General features: G+C 65.6%; 14 protein-coding genes. 1 reads left to right on the top strand and 13 read right to left on the bottom strand.

Annotated elements, in window-relative coordinates:
* Positions 1-22: 22 nt before the first annotated feature.
* The 10 genes from BRO63_RS08020 to BRO63_RS07975 all read right to left on the bottom strand — a co-directional run bounded on the left by BRO63_RS08020 (position 23) and on the right by BRO63_RS07975 (position 10,553).
* Entirely contained in the window at positions 23-766 is a 744-nt protein-coding gene (locus BRO63_RS08020) for a phosphoadenylyl-sulfate reductase (RefSeq protein WP_088139218.1), read from the bottom strand.
* Complete coding sequence (locus tag BRO63_RS08015) at positions 763-1,827, bottom strand: sulfate/molybdate ABC transporter ATP-binding protein (protein ID WP_088139217.1); 1,065 nt, start codon at positions 1,825-1,827, stop codon at positions 763-765. Before BRO63_RS08015 ends, BRO63_RS08020 begins: the two co-directional genes overlap by 4 nt.
* Before the next feature lie 25 nt (positions 1,828-1,852).
* Positions 1,853-2,752: a sulfate ABC transporter permease subunit CysW gene (gene cysW, locus BRO63_RS08010; protein WP_088139216.1), complete on the bottom strand. Its 900-nt coding sequence runs from the start codon at positions 2,750-2,752 to the stop codon at positions 1,853-1,855.
* Positions 2,749-3,639 (bottom strand): sulfate ABC transporter permease subunit CysT, encoded by an 891-nt coding sequence (cysT, locus tag BRO63_RS08005; protein WP_088139215.1) that lies wholly within the window; start codon positions 3,637-3,639, stop codon positions 2,749-2,751. Before cysT ends, cysW begins: the two co-directional genes overlap by 4 nt.
* Before the next feature lie 24 nt (positions 3,640-3,663).
* Positions 3,664-4,644 (bottom strand): sulfate ABC transporter substrate-binding protein, encoded by a 981-nt coding sequence (locus BRO63_RS08000; protein WP_256943008.1) that lies wholly within the window; start codon positions 4,642-4,644, stop codon positions 3,664-3,666.
* Between the two features lie 272 nt (positions 4,645-4,916).
* Positions 4,917-5,558, bottom strand: coding sequence for a peroxiredoxin (locus tag BRO63_RS07995; RefSeq protein ID WP_042792543.1), 642 nt, complete (start codon positions 5,556-5,558; stop codon positions 4,917-4,919).
* Positions 5,559-5,706: 148 nt separating this feature from the next.
* Positions 5,707-7,533, bottom strand: coding sequence for an acyl-CoA dehydrogenase (locus tag BRO63_RS07990; protein WP_088139213.1), 1,827 nt, complete (start codon positions 7,531-7,533; stop codon positions 5,707-5,709).
* Positions 7,534-7,543: 10 nt separating this feature from the next.
* The gene (locus BRO63_RS07985; protein ID WP_088139212.1) at positions 7,544-8,518 is read right to left on the bottom strand and encodes a tripartite tricarboxylate transporter substrate-binding protein; all 975 of its coding nucleotides are present in this window, start codon (positions 8,516-8,518) and stop codon (positions 7,544-7,546) included.
* A 65-nt stretch (positions 8,519-8,583) separates the two neighbouring features.
* Positions 8,584-9,351: an enoyl-CoA hydratase/isomerase family protein gene (locus BRO63_RS07980; RefSeq protein WP_088139211.1), complete on the bottom strand. Its 768-nt coding sequence runs from the start codon at positions 9,349-9,351 to the stop codon at positions 8,584-8,586.
* Positions 9,348-10,553, bottom strand: coding sequence for a CaiB/BaiF CoA transferase family protein (locus BRO63_RS07975; protein WP_088139210.1), 1,206 nt, complete (start codon positions 10,551-10,553; stop codon positions 9,348-9,350). The genes BRO63_RS07980 and BRO63_RS07975 overlap by 4 nt, the downstream gene beginning before the upstream one ends.
* Before the next feature lie 96 nt (positions 10,554-10,649).
* On the opposite strand from BRO63_RS07975, the gene BRO63_RS07970 reads away from it, so the two are divergent.
* Positions 10,650-11,585, top strand: coding sequence for a LysR substrate-binding domain-containing protein (locus BRO63_RS07970; RefSeq protein WP_088139209.1), 936 nt, complete (start codon positions 10,650-10,652; stop codon positions 11,583-11,585).
* On the opposite strand, the gene aspT (BRO63_RS07965) is transcribed toward BRO63_RS07970, so the two are convergent.
* The 3 genes from aspT (BRO63_RS07965) to aspT (BRO63_RS07955) form a co-directional block, all read right to left on the bottom strand.
* Positions 11,582-13,282, bottom strand: coding sequence for an aspartate-alanine antiporter (aspT, locus tag BRO63_RS07965; RefSeq protein WP_088139208.1), 1,701 nt, complete (start codon positions 13,280-13,282; stop codon positions 11,582-11,584). The two genes, BRO63_RS07970 and aspT (BRO63_RS07965), sit on opposite strands and share 4 nt — an antisense overlap.
* Positions 13,283-13,319: 37 nt before the next feature.
* The gene (locus BRO63_RS07960; protein ID WP_088139207.1) at positions 13,320-15,140 is read right to left on the bottom strand and encodes a bifunctional aspartate transaminase/aspartate 4-decarboxylase; all 1,821 of its coding nucleotides are present in this window, start codon (positions 15,138-15,140) and stop codon (positions 13,320-13,322) included.
* 104 nt (positions 15,141-15,244) lie between these two features.
* Positions 15,245-16,936: an aspartate-alanine antiporter gene (gene aspT, locus BRO63_RS07955; protein WP_088139206.1), complete on the bottom strand. Its 1,692-nt coding sequence runs from the start codon at positions 16,934-16,936 to the stop codon at positions 15,245-15,247.
* Positions 16,937-17,155 lie beyond the last annotated feature (219 nt).

Here is a 17,155-nt window from a genome sequence, read left to right as displayed (position 1 = left end):
GATTTCGAATTTGTGGGCCGCATCAATCGGCGCGCGCCGCGATGCTGATGACCCGGTTGCCTGCATGCAGGCCGCATTCCTTGGAGTCCGACGACTCCCACCACCAGCGCCCTGCCCTCAGGTCCTCGCCGGGACGGATGGCGCGGGTACAGGGTTCGCAGCCGATGGACGGGTAGCCCTGGTCGTGCAGCGGGTTGTACGGGATGCCCAGGGCGCGGATGACGGACCAGACTTCCTCTTCGCTCCATTCGGCCAGCGGATTGAACTTGTGGATGCCGAAGGTCTGGTCCTGCTCTTCCAGCGGCAGTTCGCCGCGGGTGGTGGATTGCGCCCGCCGCTGCCCGGTGACCCAGGCGCCGCGTCCGGCCAGCGCGCGCTTGAGCGGCTCGACCTTGCGGATCTGGCAACAGGCCTTGCGCAGTTCCACGCTTTCGTAGAACGCGTAGGCGCCGTGTTCGGCGACGTGCTGTTCGACCGCCGCCGCCACCGGCCGGTACACAGTGACTTCGCGGCCGTAGCGTTTGCGCACGGCGTCCAGCACGCCCAGCGTTTCGGCGTGCAGCCGGCCCGTGTCCAGCGTGAAGACTTCCAGGTCCAGGCCGCCGCCGTAGATGGCGTGCGTCAGCAGCATGTCCTCGGCCGCCAGCGAGGAGGCCAGCGCGGCGTCCGGATAGCGCCGCTGCACGTCGGCCAGTCGCTCGCCCAGCTCGCGCCAGCGCGCGGCCAGGCCCGGTTCGAGTTCAGGCAAAAGATCGGTAGTGCTCATGATTGCGTCGCAAAAATGCGCGCCCGCCGCGGACGCGCCAACAGAATTTCGCCATCGCGCAGACCCAGTTCCCGGTACAGGGACTCGGGCACCTCGGCTTCGATGATAGCGTCGGAATCCTCGCTCGCCAGCTCCAGGTAGGCGCTGGGACCGGCGAGAAAGGCATGCGCCAGGCGCACCGGAATGCCGTCAGCGCCGGCGCGGTAGCGCTCGACCTCGAACTCGTGCGGCCGCACGTAGGCGGTGGCGCGCTGGGCTTCGGCCTGCGCCAGTTCCGGCGCGGGCAGGGACAGGCCCGCGCCGCTCCAGACGCCGCGCGTGGCGAAGCCCTGCAACTGGTTGACGTCGCCCAGAAAGCCGTAGACGAAGGGCGTGGCCGGCTCTTCCCAGACCTCGCGCGGCGTGCCCACCTGCTCGATGCGGCCCGAGTTCATCAGCACCACGCGGTCCGACACCTCCAGCGCTTCTTCCTGGTCATGCGTGACGAACACGCTGGCCACGTGCAGCTCGTCATGCAGGCGGCGCAGCCAGCGCCGCAATTCCTTGCGCACCTTGGCGTCCAGCGCGCCGAACGGCTCGTCCAGCAGCAGCACCCGCGGCTCCACGGCCAGCGCGCGCGCCAGGGCGATACGCTGGCGCTGGCCGCCGGAGAGCTGCGCGGGATAGCGGTCGGCCAGCCAGTCCAGCTGCACCAGTCCCAGCAGGTCATGCACCTTGCGCTGGATCACGTCCTCCGAGGGGCGCTGCGAACGGTGCTTGACGCGCAGGCCGAAGGCCACGTTCTCGAACACCGTCATGTGCTTGAACAGCGCGTAGTGCTGGAACACGAAACCGACCTGGCGCTGGCGCACGTCCACGGCGGTGGCGTCTTCGCCCGCGAACAGCACGCTGCCGGAATCGGCCGACTCCAGCCCCGCGATGATGCGCAGCAGCGTGGTCTTGCCACAGCCCGAGGGCCCCAGCAGCGCGACCAGCTCGCCCGTCTCGATGTGCAGCGAGACGTCGTTCAGCGCGCGGAACTGGCCGAAGCGCTTGGATAGATTGCGGACTTCGATACTCATGCTTGTCTCCTTTCAGGCCGCCGCGTCAGGCCAGCGCCGGCTTGATGGCGGCCGGCTGGCCGGGGTACTCGACCGGCAGGTCGGCGGCCTGCTGGAAGCGCGCGTTGCGCCACTCGACGACGTTCTTGGCCACCAGCGTCACCAGCGCCAGCAAGGCCAGCAACGACGCCACGGCGAACGCCGCGGAATACTGGTACTCGTTGTAGAGAATCTCGACATGCAGGGTCATGGTGTTGGTCAGGCCGCGGATCTGTCCGGACACCACCGACACCGCGCCGAACTCGCCCATGGCCCGCGCGTTGCACAGGATGGCCCCGTACAGCAGGCCCCACTTGATGTTGGGCAGCGTCACGCGCCAGAAGATCTGCCAGCCGCTCGCGCCCAAGGTCAGCGCCGCCTGCTCTTCTTCGCTGCCCTGCGCCTGCATCAGCGGAATCAGCTCGCGCGCCACGAACGGAAAGGTCACGAAGAGCGAGGCCAGCACGATGCCCGGCACGGCGTAGACGATCTTGATGTCGTGCTCCTGCAGCCAGCCGCCGAACCAGCCCTGGGTGCCGAACAGCAGCACGAACACCAGGCCAGCCACCACCGGCGACACCGAGAACGGCAGGTCGATCAGGGTGATCAGGAACTGCTTGCCGCGGAACTGGAACTTGGTGATCGCCCAGGCCGCGGCCACGCCGAACACCAGGTTCAGCGGCAGCGCAATGGCCGCCACCAGCAGCGTCAGGCGGATGGCGGCCAGCGCGTCAGGTTCGACGATGGCGTCCAGGTACAGCTGCCAGCCCTTCTTGAAGGCTTCGGCGAATACCGCCGCCAGCGGCACCAGCAGGAACAGCGCCAGGAATCCCAGCGCGATGAAGAGCAGCACGCCGCGCACCCAGCGCGGTTCGGTCAAGTGGGCGGGACGGTCCGCGGCGCTCATGCGAGCCTCCCGAGATTGCGGCGGGCCTGCCAGCCCTGCAGCAGATTGATGACAAGCAACAGCGCGAAGGACAGCACCAGCATCACCGTGGCGATGGCCGCGGCGCCGGCGTAGTCGAATTCCTCGAGCTTGGCGATGATCAGCAGCGGCGTGATCTCGGACACCATGGGCATGTTGCCGGCGATGAACACCACCGAGCCGTACTCGCCCACCGCGCGCGCAAAGGCCAGCGCGAAGCCGGTCATCAAGGCCGGCATGATGATGGGCAGCAGCACCCGGCGTATGGTCTGCCAGCGGTTGGCGCCCAGGCTGGCCGCGGCCTCCTCGATCTCGCGCTCCACGTCTTCCAGCACCGGCTGCACCGTGCGCACCACGAACGGCACGCCGATGAAGATCAGGGCGATCACGATGCCCAGCGGCGTGAACGCCACCTTCCAGCCGAACCAGTCGGCCAGCGGTCCGCCGAGCCAGCCCTTCTGCGAGTACAGCGAGGTCAGCGCGATGCCGGCGACCGCCGTGGGCAGCGCGAACGGCAGGTCCACCAGCGCGTCCAGGATCTTCTTGCCCGGAAAGCGATAGCGCACCAGCACCCAGGCCACCACCGTGCCGAATACCAGGTTCACCAGCGCCGCGATCAACGACGCGCCGAAGGTCAGCTGGTACGAAGCCAGCACCCGCGGCGCGGTCACCGCGTCCCAGAAGCCCTGCCAGCCCAGCCCCGCGCTCTTGATCGGCAGGGCCGCCAGCGGAATGAGCACGAGGATGCTGAGGTACAGCACCGCGTAACCCATCGAGATGCCGAATCCGGGCAGCACGCCCGGGCTGTTGCGCCGAAAGGCAAAAGGCGCTTGCGCGCCGCTTGCCACCGGGTTCGAGGCTGTCGTCATGGCCGTCGTCCGATCGTCAAGTGCTTATTTCTTTTGCGGCAGGTAGATCTGGTCGAAGGTGCCGCCATCGCTGAAGTGGTCCTTCTGCGCCTTGCGCCAGCCGCCGAAGATCTTGTCGTCGATGGTCACGAGCTTGACCTTGGGGAACTTGCTTTCGTACTTGGCGGCCACGGTCTTGTCGATGGGCCGGTAGTAGTTCTTGGCAATGATTTCCTGCGCGGCGGGCGTGTAGAGGAATTCCAGGTAGGCCTGCGCCGCCGCCCGGGTGCCCTTCTTGTCCACGACCTTGTCGACCACGGCCACCGGCGGCTCGGCCAGGATGGACAGCGACGGCACCACGATGTCGAACTTGTCCGGACCCAGTTCTTCCAGCGCCAGGAAGGCTTCGTTTTCCCAGGCCAGCAGCACGTCGCCCACGCCGCGCTCCACGAAAGTGGTGGTCGAACCGCGCGCGCCAGTGTCCAGCACCGGCACGTGCTTGAGCAGGTCGCCCACGAAGGCGCGGGCCTTTTCCTCGCTGCCGCCGTTCTTCTCCAAGGCATAAGCCCAGGCGGCCAGGTAGTTCCAGCGCGCCCCGCCCGAGGTCTTGGGGTTGGGCGTGATGACCTGCACGCCGTCCTTGACCAGGTCGTCCCAGTCCTTGATCTGCTTGGGGTTGCCCTTGCGCACCAGGAACACGATGGTGGAGGTATAGGGCGAGCTGTTCTGCGGCAGGCGGGCCTGCCAGTCGGCCGGCAGCAGCCCGCGGTCGGCGACCGCGTCGATGTCATAGGCCAGGGCCAGGGTCACCACGTCGGCTTCCAGGCCGTCGATCACGGAGCGCGCCTGGCGGCCCGAACCGCCATGGGATTGGCGGATGGTCAGGTCGACGTTGGCCTTTTCCTTGTATTGCTTGATGAACGCATCGTCGATGGCGCGATACAGCTCGCGGGTCGGGTCGTACGAGACATTCAAGAGTGTCTGTTTCTGCTGCGCCTGAGCGGGCGCGATCGCGGCAAACGACATCGTCACTGCGGCCAAGGCGGCCAACCAACCGGCTTTCCTGAAAGACATCCCATGCTCCCTGTGTTCGGCAATGTGGAAGCAAGTGTGCTGGCTGGGCGTTCTGAACGGAACGAATCATTATTTGGTTGCTCATCGCTCGCAGGCATATAGGACCGGTGTCCCAGCAATGGGAATTTGCCCTGGCCCCATGCGCGCCCCAATGAAAAACCGCCGCCTCCCCAAGGGGCAGGCGGCGGTTGCGAACGGGGTCCAGCCCCCTTCGATTTCCGAATTTACTTATTCGGCTGCGGCGTGATGCGCAGATAGGGACGCACGGCCTTGTAGCCCTTCGGGAATTTCTGCTTGATCACGGCCTCGTCCTGCAAGGACGGGACGATGATCACGTCGTCGCCGTCTTCCCAGTTCACCGGCGTGGCCACGCTGTGGCTGTCGGTCAGCTGCAGGGAGTCGATGACGCGCAGGATCTCGTTGAAGTTGCGGCCGGTGCTGGCCGGATACGTGATGGTCAGGCGCACCTTCTTGTTGGGATCGATGATGAACACCGAACGCACGGTCAGCGTGGCGTTGGCGTTCGGGTGGATCATGTCGTAGAGCTCGGACACCTTGCGGTCCTTGTCGGCCAGGATCGGGAAGTTGACCTTGGTGGACTGCGTGTCGTTGATGTCCTCGATCCACTTGGTGTGCGAATCGGTGCCGTCGACCGACAGCGCCAGCACCTTCACGTTGCGCTTGGCGAATTCATCGGCCAGCTTGGCGGTGTAGCCCAGCTCGGTGGTGCAGACGGGCGTGAAATCGGCCGGGTGCGAGAAAAGTACACCCCAGCTGTTACCCAGATACTCATGGAAGCGGATCGGTCCTGCCGAGGATTCCTGTTCGAAATCAGGGGCGGTGTCGCCCAGGCGTAGATGACTCATGGTGTCTCCTGTGTGCGGAAGCAGGTTGGGGGCTGGCCGCCCGTCGCAGCAGGCGGCGCAGGAACAGCGTTTCTTGGCGCAGGTTAACGCCTGTGAAACGATTCTTCCATCAAACCTTTAGCCGGGGAAATACGCAAGTCATATAACCTTATGCAATATTCAAACTGGCGCCGCAGGCATCCGCCACCACCCCGGCCCGCACCGCGGCGGACAGGGCCAGCGCGCGCGGCAGGATGTGGGCGCCATAGAACAATCCGGTCGCCAGCTTGGCCGCATGGAACGGATCGGTGGACCCGGCCGCCAGGTGCCGGCGGCAGGCCAGCACGGCGCGCGCCATCTGCCAGCCGCCGTGCACCACGCCGGCCAGCATCAAATAGGGCACGCTGCTGGAATAGACCGCCCTGATATTGGTCGGCGATTGTTCCAGGATGAATGCCACCCCGGCCTCGTAGGCCTGGATGGCGCTGTCCAGGTTGTCACGCAGCAGGCGCAGCCCGTCGCGATCGCCGGCCGACGCGCGCGTTGCCTCGGCCTCGACCGCACGCAGCGTTTCCCGCATCGCCGCGATCGCGGCATGGGCGGTCGCGCCGCCGTCGCGCTGCGTCTTGCGGCTGACCAGGTCGTTGGCCTGGATTGCGGTCGTGCCTTCGTAGATGGGCAGGATGCGCGCGTCGCGGTAATACTGCGCCGCGCCGGTTTCCTCGATGTAGCCCATGCCGCCGTGCACCTGCAGGCCCAGGGACGCGACCTCGACCGCGGTCTCGGTGGAGAAACCTTTGACGATGGGCACCATGTATTCGTAAAACGCCCGGTTGCGCGAGCGCTGCTCCGGATCCGGATGATGCATGCCCTTGTCGTGCGCGGCCGCGGTCACATAGGACACGGCGCGCGCCGCCTCGGTCAGCGCCTTCATGGTCATCAGCATGCGCTGCACGTCCGGATGGCGCACGATGGCCACGGGACCGGCCGACCCTTCGACCGCGCGCCCCTGCACGCGGTCGCGCGCATAGGCCAGGGCATGCTGGTAGGCGCGTTCGGACACGCCTATGCCCTGTTGCCCCACCGAATAGCGGGCGGCATTCATCATGATGAACATGTATTCGAGGCCGCGGTTCTGCTCGCCGACCAGATAGCCGATGGCGCCCTCGCCCACTTCGCCCTTGTCCGAACCGTACATGAGCACGGCCGTGGGGCTGCCATGGATGCCCAGCTTGTGTTCCAGGGAGGCGCACCAGACGTCGTTGCGCTTGCCCGGGCTGCCGTCGGCCTGCACCAGGAACTTGGGCACGATGAAGAGCGAAATGCCCTTCACGCCGGCAGGCGCGTCCGGCGTGCGCGCCAGCACCAGATGGATGATGTTCTCGGCCAGGTCGTGGTCGCCGTAGGTGATGAAGATCTTCTGGCCCGTCAGCCGGTAGCTGCCATCGCCCTGCTTCACCGCGCGGGTCGCGACCTGCGCCAGGTCCGAGCCGGCCTGCGGCTCGGTGAGGTTCATGGTGCCGGTCCACTTGCCGCCGATCAGCTGCGGCACATACTGCTTGCGCTGCGCGTCCGACCCGACGGTGAGCAAGGCCTCGATCACGCCGTCCGTCAACATGGGACACAAGGAAAACGCCAGGCTGGCCGCCTGGATGTTTTCGCCCGGCGCCGCCGCGACCAGCTTGGGCAAGCCCTGCCCGCCCCACTGCACGGGATGCTGCAAGCCCTGCCAGCCGCCCGCCGCGTAGTCCTTGAACCCCTGCGCATAGCCCGGCGTGGTGGTGACCTGGCCGTCTTTCCAGACCGGCGGCTGCGTGTCGCCCGGCACGTTAAGCGGCGCCACGGCCTGCTCGACGAAGCGGCCGTTTTCTTCCAGGATGGCGTCCACCAGATCCGGCGTAACCTCTTCGAAGCCGGGCAGTTTCAGGACTTCATCGAGTCCTGCCAGCTCCTTCAAGGCGAAGCGGAAGTCCTGCAGCGGGGTTACGTAAGGCATGGGGTCTCCATCAATTGGCCGTCTCTAGACTTTCTTTGGCCAATCTTAAACCCTTGTTTCCCTCCTTGCGGGCATACTCCCCGAACGCGGCCAGGGACGCGGACGGCGTCACTTCCTCGTATCCGGCCGCCATGCCCTGCTGCACATCGGCCAGCGCCAGGACGTCGCTGCTGGCTTTGAACAGCGTGTCCAGCACCTGCGGCGGCGTACCCTTGGGAGCAAAGATTCCCCACCAGTTGGACACGTCGTAGCCGGGCACGGTCTGCGCGATGGTCGGATAGGGCAACAGGCGCGAGGGCTGGCCGGACGTCACCGCCAGCGCCACCACCTTGCCCGTATCGATCACCGACTTGGCCGAGGGCGCCGTGGCGAACGAGACATCGGTGTCGCCCGCCGCCACGGACTGCGCCGCCGCGGCGCCGCCCTTGAATGGAATGTGCATCAGCTTCACGTCGGCAAGCGTCATGAACTCGACCGCGGCCAGGTGCGTGATGACGCCGTTGCCGGACGAGGCGACATTGATGGACCCCGGCTTGCTCTTGGCGCGGTCTATCAGGTCCTGCACGCTTTTCAGCCCCAGCTTCGCATTCGCGATCAAGACCATGGGGCCGGTGGTGAGCTGCGCCACGGGCACGAAGTTGTCCGGCGTGTAATCCACCTTGTACAAGGCGCTGTCGCTGCCCATGACGCTGGAATTCCCCAAGTACAGCGTGTAGCCGTCGGCGGCGGCGCGCGCGGCAAGGCTGGCGCCGATCGTGGAACCGGCGCCGGGGCGGTTTTCCACGACCACCGGCTGCTTCAGCTGCCTGGCCAGCGCATTCGCATAGACCCGGCCCACTTGATCCGCCCCGCCGCCGGGAGGAAATCCGATCACCAGGGTCAGGGGTTTGGAGGGATAAGGATCGGCGGCATGCGCGGCGCCGGGCGTCGCGGACAAGGCGATGGCAGCAAGCAAAGCGCCATGGATGGCAATAGCAGGTTTCATCAGGGTCTCCTTTGATGGAATAGGAGCCGCTTGTGGCGCGGCTCTCTGGTCATGCGCCGGCCGCTTCAGCAGCCGGTGAAATCCGGCGCGCGCTTCTCCTTCCACGCCCGCGCGCCCTCGGCCAGGTCGCGGGATCGTTCCGAGCGCAACACCGCCTGTTCGATGCCGGCCAGGTCGAGTTCGCCGCGCGCAATGCGGTTCAGGTGCGCTTTCACGCCGAACAGCGGAATCGGGGCCATCGCCGCAATCTGCGCGCTCAAGTCGTCCAGCCGGGCCGATAGCATTTCCTGCGGCACCAGCTCGGTCAGGAATCCGATGCGCAGCATTTCCTCGGCCTGGATTTTTTCCGCCGTCAGGAACAGGCGCTTGGCCTGGTCCAGGCCCAGGCGCGTCACATAACGCGACATGCCGCCCGCGTAGAAGTGCAGGCCCAGGCGCGTGGCCGGCATGAACATGTCCGACTGCGGCGTGCCGATGCGGAAATCGCAGGCCAGGCACAGGTCCGTGCCGCCGCCATAGGCCCCGCCCTGCACCGCCGCGATCGTCACCGGACGCGCCGCCTCGATCAGGTCCATGGTCTGGCCAAAATAAAGAGAGCTGGGCGCGCTGTCTGATGCCAAGGAAGAAATGTCATAGCCGCTGCAAAAATACTTGCCATCGGATTGGAAGCGCAGCACCCGCACTGCGTCGTCCGCGTTCACCCTGTCCAGGTGCTCCCTCAGGACCGCCAGATCCTGCGGCCCGAGCCGGTTGGCATGGCCGGGCCTGCGCAGGTGGATGGTCGCCACGTGGCCGTCGACGGCAAGGCTGGGCGTCTCTGCGGGGCTCGTCATGCCTGTATCTCCGCCTGATGCGCCACGCCCTCGGCCAGCAGCCGGTCGATCTCGGCATCCGCCATCCCGTAGCGGGCGAAGACCTCGCGCGTGTGCTGGCCGAACACGGGCGGAGCGCGGCGGCTCGGCGCCTGCGCCCCGCTCAGGCCCAGGGGCAGGTCCACCTGCCGCAATTCGCCCAGCACTGGATGCGTCAACGAGCGGACCAGCCCGCAAGCCTGCACCTGCGCATCGGCGAACACATCCTCCAGGGTATTGATGGGCCCCGCCGGAATGCCACCCTCGATCATCAGCGCGGTCCACTCCATGCGCGTCTTGCGCTTGAGCCCCGCCTCCAGCTCCTGCTTCAGTGCATAGCGGTGCTGCATGCGCTCGGCGTTCGTGAGGAACCGCTCGTCGGACGCCAGATGGGAGAGCCCGAGAATGCAGCAAAGCCTGACCCACATCGCCTGGGTCGCGGGCGCCAGGTTGAGCGGCCCGTCCGCGGTCTCGAAGGTGCCGTAGGGCGCGATGACCGGATGCACGTTGCCGCAGGGTTCCGGCACCTCTCCCTTGCTGAGATAGCGCTGGCCCTGCACGCTGAGCAGCGCCATGAGGCCCGCCAGCAACGAGGTTTCCACATGCTGCCCGCAGCCAGTCGACGCACGCTGCGCGACCGCCGACAGGATCCCTATCGTCAGCCACATGCCCGCGCTCAGGTCGCCGACGGCCACGCCCACCCGCGTCGGCCCCGACTCCGGCGTGCCGGTCAGGCTCATGAAGCCCGAATAGCCTTGCGCGACCTGATCGAATCCGGCCCAGTCCCGCGCCGGCCCCTTGCTGCCGAAGCCGGAGATCGACGCCATGATCAAGCCCGGATGCTCTAGCGCCAGTGCCTCGTATCCCAGGCCCATCGCCTCCATCGTTCCGACCTTGAAGTTTTCGACCACGATGTCGGAAGCCAGGGCCATCCTGCGCAGCAGCGCGATCCCTTCCGGCTTGCGGAAGTCCACGCCTATGCCTTGCTTGCTGCGATTGGCGCTAAGATAATAAACACTTATGTCATCATCGAAAGGGCCCCATTGCCGTGCCATCTCGCCGGCCGGCATAGGTTCCACCTTGACGACCTCGGCGCCCAGGTCTCCCAGAATCATCGTGCAGAAAGGCCCGGAAAGGGCCCGAGTCAGATCCAGCACCTTCAGCCCTGCCAATGGCAGACTCATGTTCGTTCCTCCCGTGATGCGAAGCCCATTCTAGGCAGCGCGTCGCAGGTCCCGAAAATACTGTTTTCCGATCCATTCATAAGATTTTCTTATTCAATGAATCTGCGTCAGCTCAAGTACTTCGTCCGGGTGGTTGAAATGCGCAACATGACCCGGGCCGCCGAAAGCCTGCATGTGGCGCAACCCGCGCTGAGCCAGCAGATGGCGCTGCTGGAGGAAAATCTGGGCGTCGCCTTGCTGGTGCGCGGGGTCAAGGGCGCCCAGCCCACCGCGGAAGGCCTGTTGCTGTACCGGCACGCGCAAACCATCCTGCGTCAGGTCGACAGCACCCGCAGCCTGCTGTCCAAGACCGGGGACCAGGTCACCGGCACGGTATCGATAGGACTGGCTTCCAGCACCGCGCGCATGCTGGCCTTGCCGCTGATGCGCCGAGCCAAGGCGGAGCTGCCTTCGGTGGTGCTGGAAATCGTCGATGTGCCCAGCGCGGACCTGACCAAGCTGGTGCTGCAGGGACGCATCGATTTTTCCCTGTCGCCGGACCAGCAGCCCATGCAGGGCCTGTTGCGCACGCCGCTGCTGCGGGAGAGCCTGTTCCTGCTGGCTCACGCCAGCGTCGCGCTGCCGCGCCGCACCCTGGCCATCGCGGACTTCGCCGCCTTGCCCCTGGTTCTGCCCAGCCTGCCCAACACGCTGCGCGCGCGCCTGGACCATGCTTTCCTGACCGCCGGCCTGACCTGCAATCTGTTTGCCGAAGCCAGCACCTCGGCCATCCTCGTCCCCGCGGTGCGCAGCGGCATGGCCGCCACGATCCTGCCCTGCTCGGCGGCGCAGCCCGAAATCGCGGAAGGGTCGATCGTGGCGCATGCGCTGGACGGCGCGCTGTCGCGCGAACTGGTGCTATGCGCCAGCGAAAGCCTGCCCCCCACGCCAGCGGTGAGCCAGATCATGGCCTTGTGCAAAGACGAAATAAAACGCCTGATCGACGATCAGGCGTGGCAGGGATGCGCGCTGCTGAAGCAGGGTCCGCGCTAACCCAGGTGGTGGGCCAGCGACACGATGATCGGCCCCAGCACCGGCAGCAGCACGTTGGCGATGGCGTACGTCACCGTGTAGCCCAATAGCGGCACGGAACTGCCGCTGGAGGTCAGGATGGCGCTGATGGCCGGCGTGCTGACATGCTGGCCAGCAATCGCGCCGACCAGCAAGGGACCTTCGATCTTCAGGATCTTGTGCCCCACCCACAGCGACAGGCAGGCCGGCCCCAGCGACACCAGCAGGCCGATGAGCGGCAGCACCGCGCCATGCTCGCGGATCAGCGAGATGGCTTCCGGCCCCGCCGACAAGCCCACGCAGGCCACGAACACCGCCAGCCCCAGGTCCTTCAGCAACTGCACCGCATGGTCCGGCATATGCCCTATCGAGGGCCGCTTGGCGTTGATCCAGCCGCAGACCAGGCCGCTGACCAGCGCGCCGCCGCCGCTGCCCAACGACACGGGGATGCCCCACATCCGCGCGCTCAGGCTGCCGATCAACAAGCCGGCCAGGATGCCGAACGCCAGGAACACCAGGTCGGTCACGCCGCTGCGCCGCAGCTCGTTGCCCAGCGCCGCGCCAGCCTGGGAGAGTTCAGGCTCGGCGCCGACCAGCGTGACCAGGTCGCCGTACTGCACCACGGTGGCCGGCGTGATCGGCAGCGAATGCCCCGAGCGCACGATCGATTGCAGGAAGACGCCGCGCGCGCGCCGGGCGTTCGGCCGCTTCGCCAGTTCGCCGACGGTATGCCCGTTGACGGCCTTCTTGTTGACAATGACGGCCAGTTCGCTCAGCTGCAGGTCATCGGCATGCGCCTCCGGCAGCTGGATCTCCGGCCCGATGACGGAGCCCGCGCGCAGCGCGAAACGCCGCAGGCCCAGCACCACCACGATATCGCCCGTGGCCAGCCTGTCGTCCGGCGTGGCATCCACCGCCTCGCCGTTGCGCAGGATGCGGCTGATGACCGTGCGTCCGCCCAGCGCGGCCTCGACCTCGGCCACGCTCTTGCCGTCCGCATCCTTGACCACATGCGAGCGCCCCACGAGCCGCGGCAAGGTGGGCATGTTCGACTCTTCGCCTTCGCCGGCCGCCACGCCCAGTTTTTCCTCCAGGGCCTTGGAGGCTTCGCGCAAGTTCATGCGCAAGAGCGCCGGCGCAACCTGGCTGGTGAAGAATACGATGCTGATCAGGCCGACCAGATAGGTCAGCGTGTAGGCCGTGGCGATGTTGGCTTCCATGCGCTGGACCTCGGCATCCGCCAGGCCCAGGTGCTTGAGCGCCTCGGCCGCCGTGCCGACCACGGCCGACTCGGTGGCCGCGCCCGCCGCGAGACCCGCCGCCGTTCCGGCATCCAGGCCGAACAGCGGCACCGCGGCCAGCACGATGGTCAGCACCAGCAAGGCTTCGATGATAGGCAGCGCGATGTAGCGCAGGCTGGAGCGGTTCAGGTTGGCGAAGAACTGCGGCCCGCCCGAGTACCCCATCGCGAAAATGAACAGGGCGAAGGCGACCTCCTTCAGGTCGCCGCGCATCTGGCAACCCGTCTGGCCGATCAGCAGGGCGACGATGAGCGTGCCGCACACGCCGCCCAACTGGATCGGCCCGACTTTGAGCTTGCCGATCAGGTATCCCAAGCCCACCGTCACAAACAGCACCGCGATGGGAACGCTATTGAAAAACCCGACCGTGCAAGTCATGTCGTCATGTCGCCCTGGAGGTTGCTGCCTGGCCCGCCTACTTGCGCGCCGCGGCCTTCTTGGCGGACTTCGCCGCCGTGTCGGCCTTCTTCACTGCCTTCTTGACCGCCTTCTTGGCTGCCGCGGTCTTGCCCGCCTTGCGCTTGGCCGCGGGCACCTTCGTGGTCTGGCCCTTGCCGGCCGTCGGACCCGAACGCACCAGCTCGCCGGCCTTCCACGCCTCGACGTACTCGGTCGCGGCTTCGACCATGTGCTTGCCTATCTTGGCGTAATCGCCGTCGTCCAGGTTCGCCAGCGACACGCGGATCGACCACGGCGGGCCGCCGAAGCCGCCGCCGTCCATCAGCACCACGCCGGATTTCTCGGCCAGGCGGAACAGGAAGTCGACGGGTTCGTAGTTGGACATCATGTACTTGCAGAACGCTTCGCCGTACGTGATCTTGGCCCAGACCATGAAGTCCAGCTCGACGTAGTACCAGGCGCGCATCGGATCCTCGGGCGGCATGGGGATGCCCAGGCCGCGCCACAAGGCATCGCGGCGCGCGCGCACGATCTTCATCGTCAGGTGCTTGTAGGAGTCCTTCAGGTCCATCAGGTGCGACAGCGCGAAGAATCCCATCTGCACCTGCTGCGGCAGGGACAGGCCCGCGGTATGGTTCAGCGCGACGTTGCGGCTGTCGGCCACCAGCCGGTCGATGAACTTGAGCTTTTCGGGCTCCATCGTCATGGCGCCGTAGCGCTTGTTCAGGCGCTGCTTCCAGGACGCCGGCAATTCGGCGATGCGGCGGTCCATGGTGTTCTTTTCATGGGTCGCGATCACGCCCAGGCGCCATCCGGTGCAGCCGAAGTTCTTCGAGAACGAGTACACGCATATGGTGTTATGCGGCACTTCGGCCATCAGCGAGCGGAAGTTCGGCACGAAGGTGCCATAGACGTCGTCCGTCACCAGCACCAGGTCCGGGTTCTTGCGGATCAGGCGCACGATCTGCTTCATCTCGACGGGGCTGAACGCCACCGACGGCGGGTTGCTGGGGTTGACCGTGACCGCCAGCTTGATCTTGGGATTTTCCAGCTTGGCGATTTCAGACGCCGGATAGTGCCAATCATGGGTGCCGTCGGCCCGCAGGCTGCTGGCGTTGATCGGCACGATCTTGAACTGGAAGCGCTCCAGATGCGAGATCTCGATATAGGGCGTGAAGGTCGGCAGGAACAGCGCGATGGTATCGCCCTGCTTGAGCAGGCCGTTCTGCATCAGCGAGTCGAAGATGTAGCACATGGCCGCCGTGCCGCCCTCGACCGGGAACAGGTCGAACTTGCCCTTGGGCGGACGGCCGTCGCACATTTCCTTGATCAGGTAATCGTGCACGATCTGTTCAAGATGAACCAGTGCGCGCGGCGGGACGGGATAGTTGTCGCCGATGATGCTGTCGGTCAGTTCATGGACCCACGCGTCGGGGTCGAAGCCCTTGACCTTGACGCCGTACTCCAGCACGCCGACCAGGAAATCGTAGCCGTCCATGCCTTTGTGCTTGGACAGGAACTTGCGCATCCGGTCCGCGCAGCCTTTCTTGGCCGGCATGCCCGCCAGGATGGACTCGTCGCGCACGCGGCGCGCTTCCTTCATCGCGAACTGGCCCATCAGGAAGAAGGCGTCGCGCGGTTCGGTGGCGATCCAGTTCGGGTTGCCGCGGCCGGCGTTCAACATGGTGATGGCGGCGGTGTGCTGGTTGTCCTTGGCCAGCGTGATCAGGTAGTCCTTCAGTTCAAAGGGGGAAAGCTGTTCGAGGTCGCGCTGGCGCGAACGGGTGGTTTTCAAGGCCGAAGCCAGGCTGACGGTAAGAGGCGCGGTGGAAGCCATTGTTCAGTACTCCTGGTTTGCATGGTGACAGGCGCTGAGCGTCGCCGGCCGGGCCGGCGCGCTTGCAAAACGCCCCGCAAGCGCGGGGCTTGCGGGGCGTTCTGCTAGGACATGAGCATGACGATGACAATCCCCCAGATGATGAGCAGGGTATTGCCGATGGCGTAAGGCACCGTGTAGCCCAGGGCGGGCACCTGGCTCTTCGCCGTTTCGGTGATCTGGCCGATGGCCGCGGTGGTGGTCCGGGCGCCGGCGCAGACTCCCAATGCAATGGCGGGATGGAACTTGAAGACGTACCGCGCAATGTACACGCCCACGATCATCGGCACGCTGGTGGCGATGATGCCCGCGATGAAGAGCTTGGCGCCCAATTGCTGGAAGCCCAGCACGAATCCCGGCCCGGACGATATGCCCACGACTGCGACGAAGGTCGTCAGCCCCACGGATGTCAGGAACCAGTGCACCGGTTCCGGCACCCGTCCGAAGGTCGGATGCACCGAGCGCAGATAGCCGAAGATCAGGCCGGAAATCAGCGCGCCGCCGGAGGTCGACAAAGTGACGGGAACGCCGCCCACGGTCAGCACCAGAGAACCGAACAGGCCGCCCAGCAGAATGCCGAAGCCGACGAAGACCATGTCGGTCTGGCTGGTGGCGCGGTCCACATAGCCCAGCCTGCCGACCACGCGTTCGACGTCGCGCTTGGCGCCCAGGACGAACAGGCGGTCGCCGCGGTCCAGCTTCAGGCCCCAGTTGACCGGCATGTCGTGGCCGCCGCGCACGACTTTGCGCAGGAACACGCCGCGTCCCAGTTCGCGGCCCGCTTCGCTGTCCGCAATTTCCTTGATGGTCTTGCCGGCGATGTTCTTATTGGTCAGCACGACCTCGACGACCTCGGCGGGCATGCTGATCAGGTCGCGGTCCTCGACTTCGGTGCCGATGATGCCCGCGGCCTGCGTAACCAGCGCGTCATGCCTGCCGGTCACGCCCAGTATGTCGCCCTGCTGCAGCACCGTCTTGGCATCGCTGTCGATGATCTGGTCGCCGCGCCGGATGCGTTCCACGAACACCCGGGCCTCGACGAAGCGGGATTCCAGTTCTCCCACCGTCTTGCCGGCGAATTCCTCGCGGTCCAGCTTGTAGGCGCGCGCGATGAACTTGCGGTAGCCCGACAATTCCATCGAATCGGCGCCGCCGGACATCTTGGCTTCGTATTCCTGGCACTCCTTGACGATATCCACGCGCATCAGCTTCGGGCCCAGGGAGGCCAGGATCCAGGCGCTTCCGACCGTGCCGAAGATGTAGCAGACCGCGTAGGCGACAGGAATGCTGTCGATCCATTTCTTTTTGGTGGCTGCGTCTATGCCCAAGCCGTTGATGGTGTCCGTCGCCACGCCCATGACCGCGGAAATGGTTTGGGCCCCTGACAACAGGCCTGCGCCGGTGCCGGCATCGAAGCCGAAGCCTACGGCTGTCGCCCATGTCACCAACAGGCAGATCACGCAAATAATGACGGCGAAGATGACCTGCGGAAGGCCATCGCTTTTCATCCCTCGGAAGAACTGCGGTCCGACGCCGTAACCCAGACCGAAGAGGAAGAGCAGGAAGAAGACCTGCTTGAGGACGGGAGCGATCGTGATATTGAGCTGTCCCACCAGCACGCCCACCAGCAGCGTGCCAGTCACGGCTCCCAGATTGAATCCGAAAAGCTTCTTGGCGCCTATCCAGTACCCGAGACCGAGGGTAAGGAATATCGCAAGTTCCGGATATTTTCGCAGAGTGTCAAAGAACCATTCCATCCCGAATCTCCTTCGTTCTGTACAGGTCGAGCACTTGCGCGTATCTAGCTGCGCGCGGAACACATTATCAGAATCTTTCGAGAAATCAAAAGATTTGGAACACTGAAATCACAAGATGTGTAGTCCTGGCGTCAAAAAATAAAAAAGGCCCGCCAGCGCAACGCTGGCGGACCTTCAATACTGCTGCGCGTTGCGGCTTACAGCGCGCCGGTCAGTTCA

Source organism: Achromobacter xylosoxidans (assembly GCF_002192695.1).
GTDB classification, from domain to species: domain Bacteria; phylum Pseudomonadota; class Gammaproteobacteria; order Burkholderiales; family Burkholderiaceae_B; genus Achromobacter; species Achromobacter xylosoxidans_C.
This window is presented reverse-complemented; position numbering and strand designations above follow the sequence as displayed.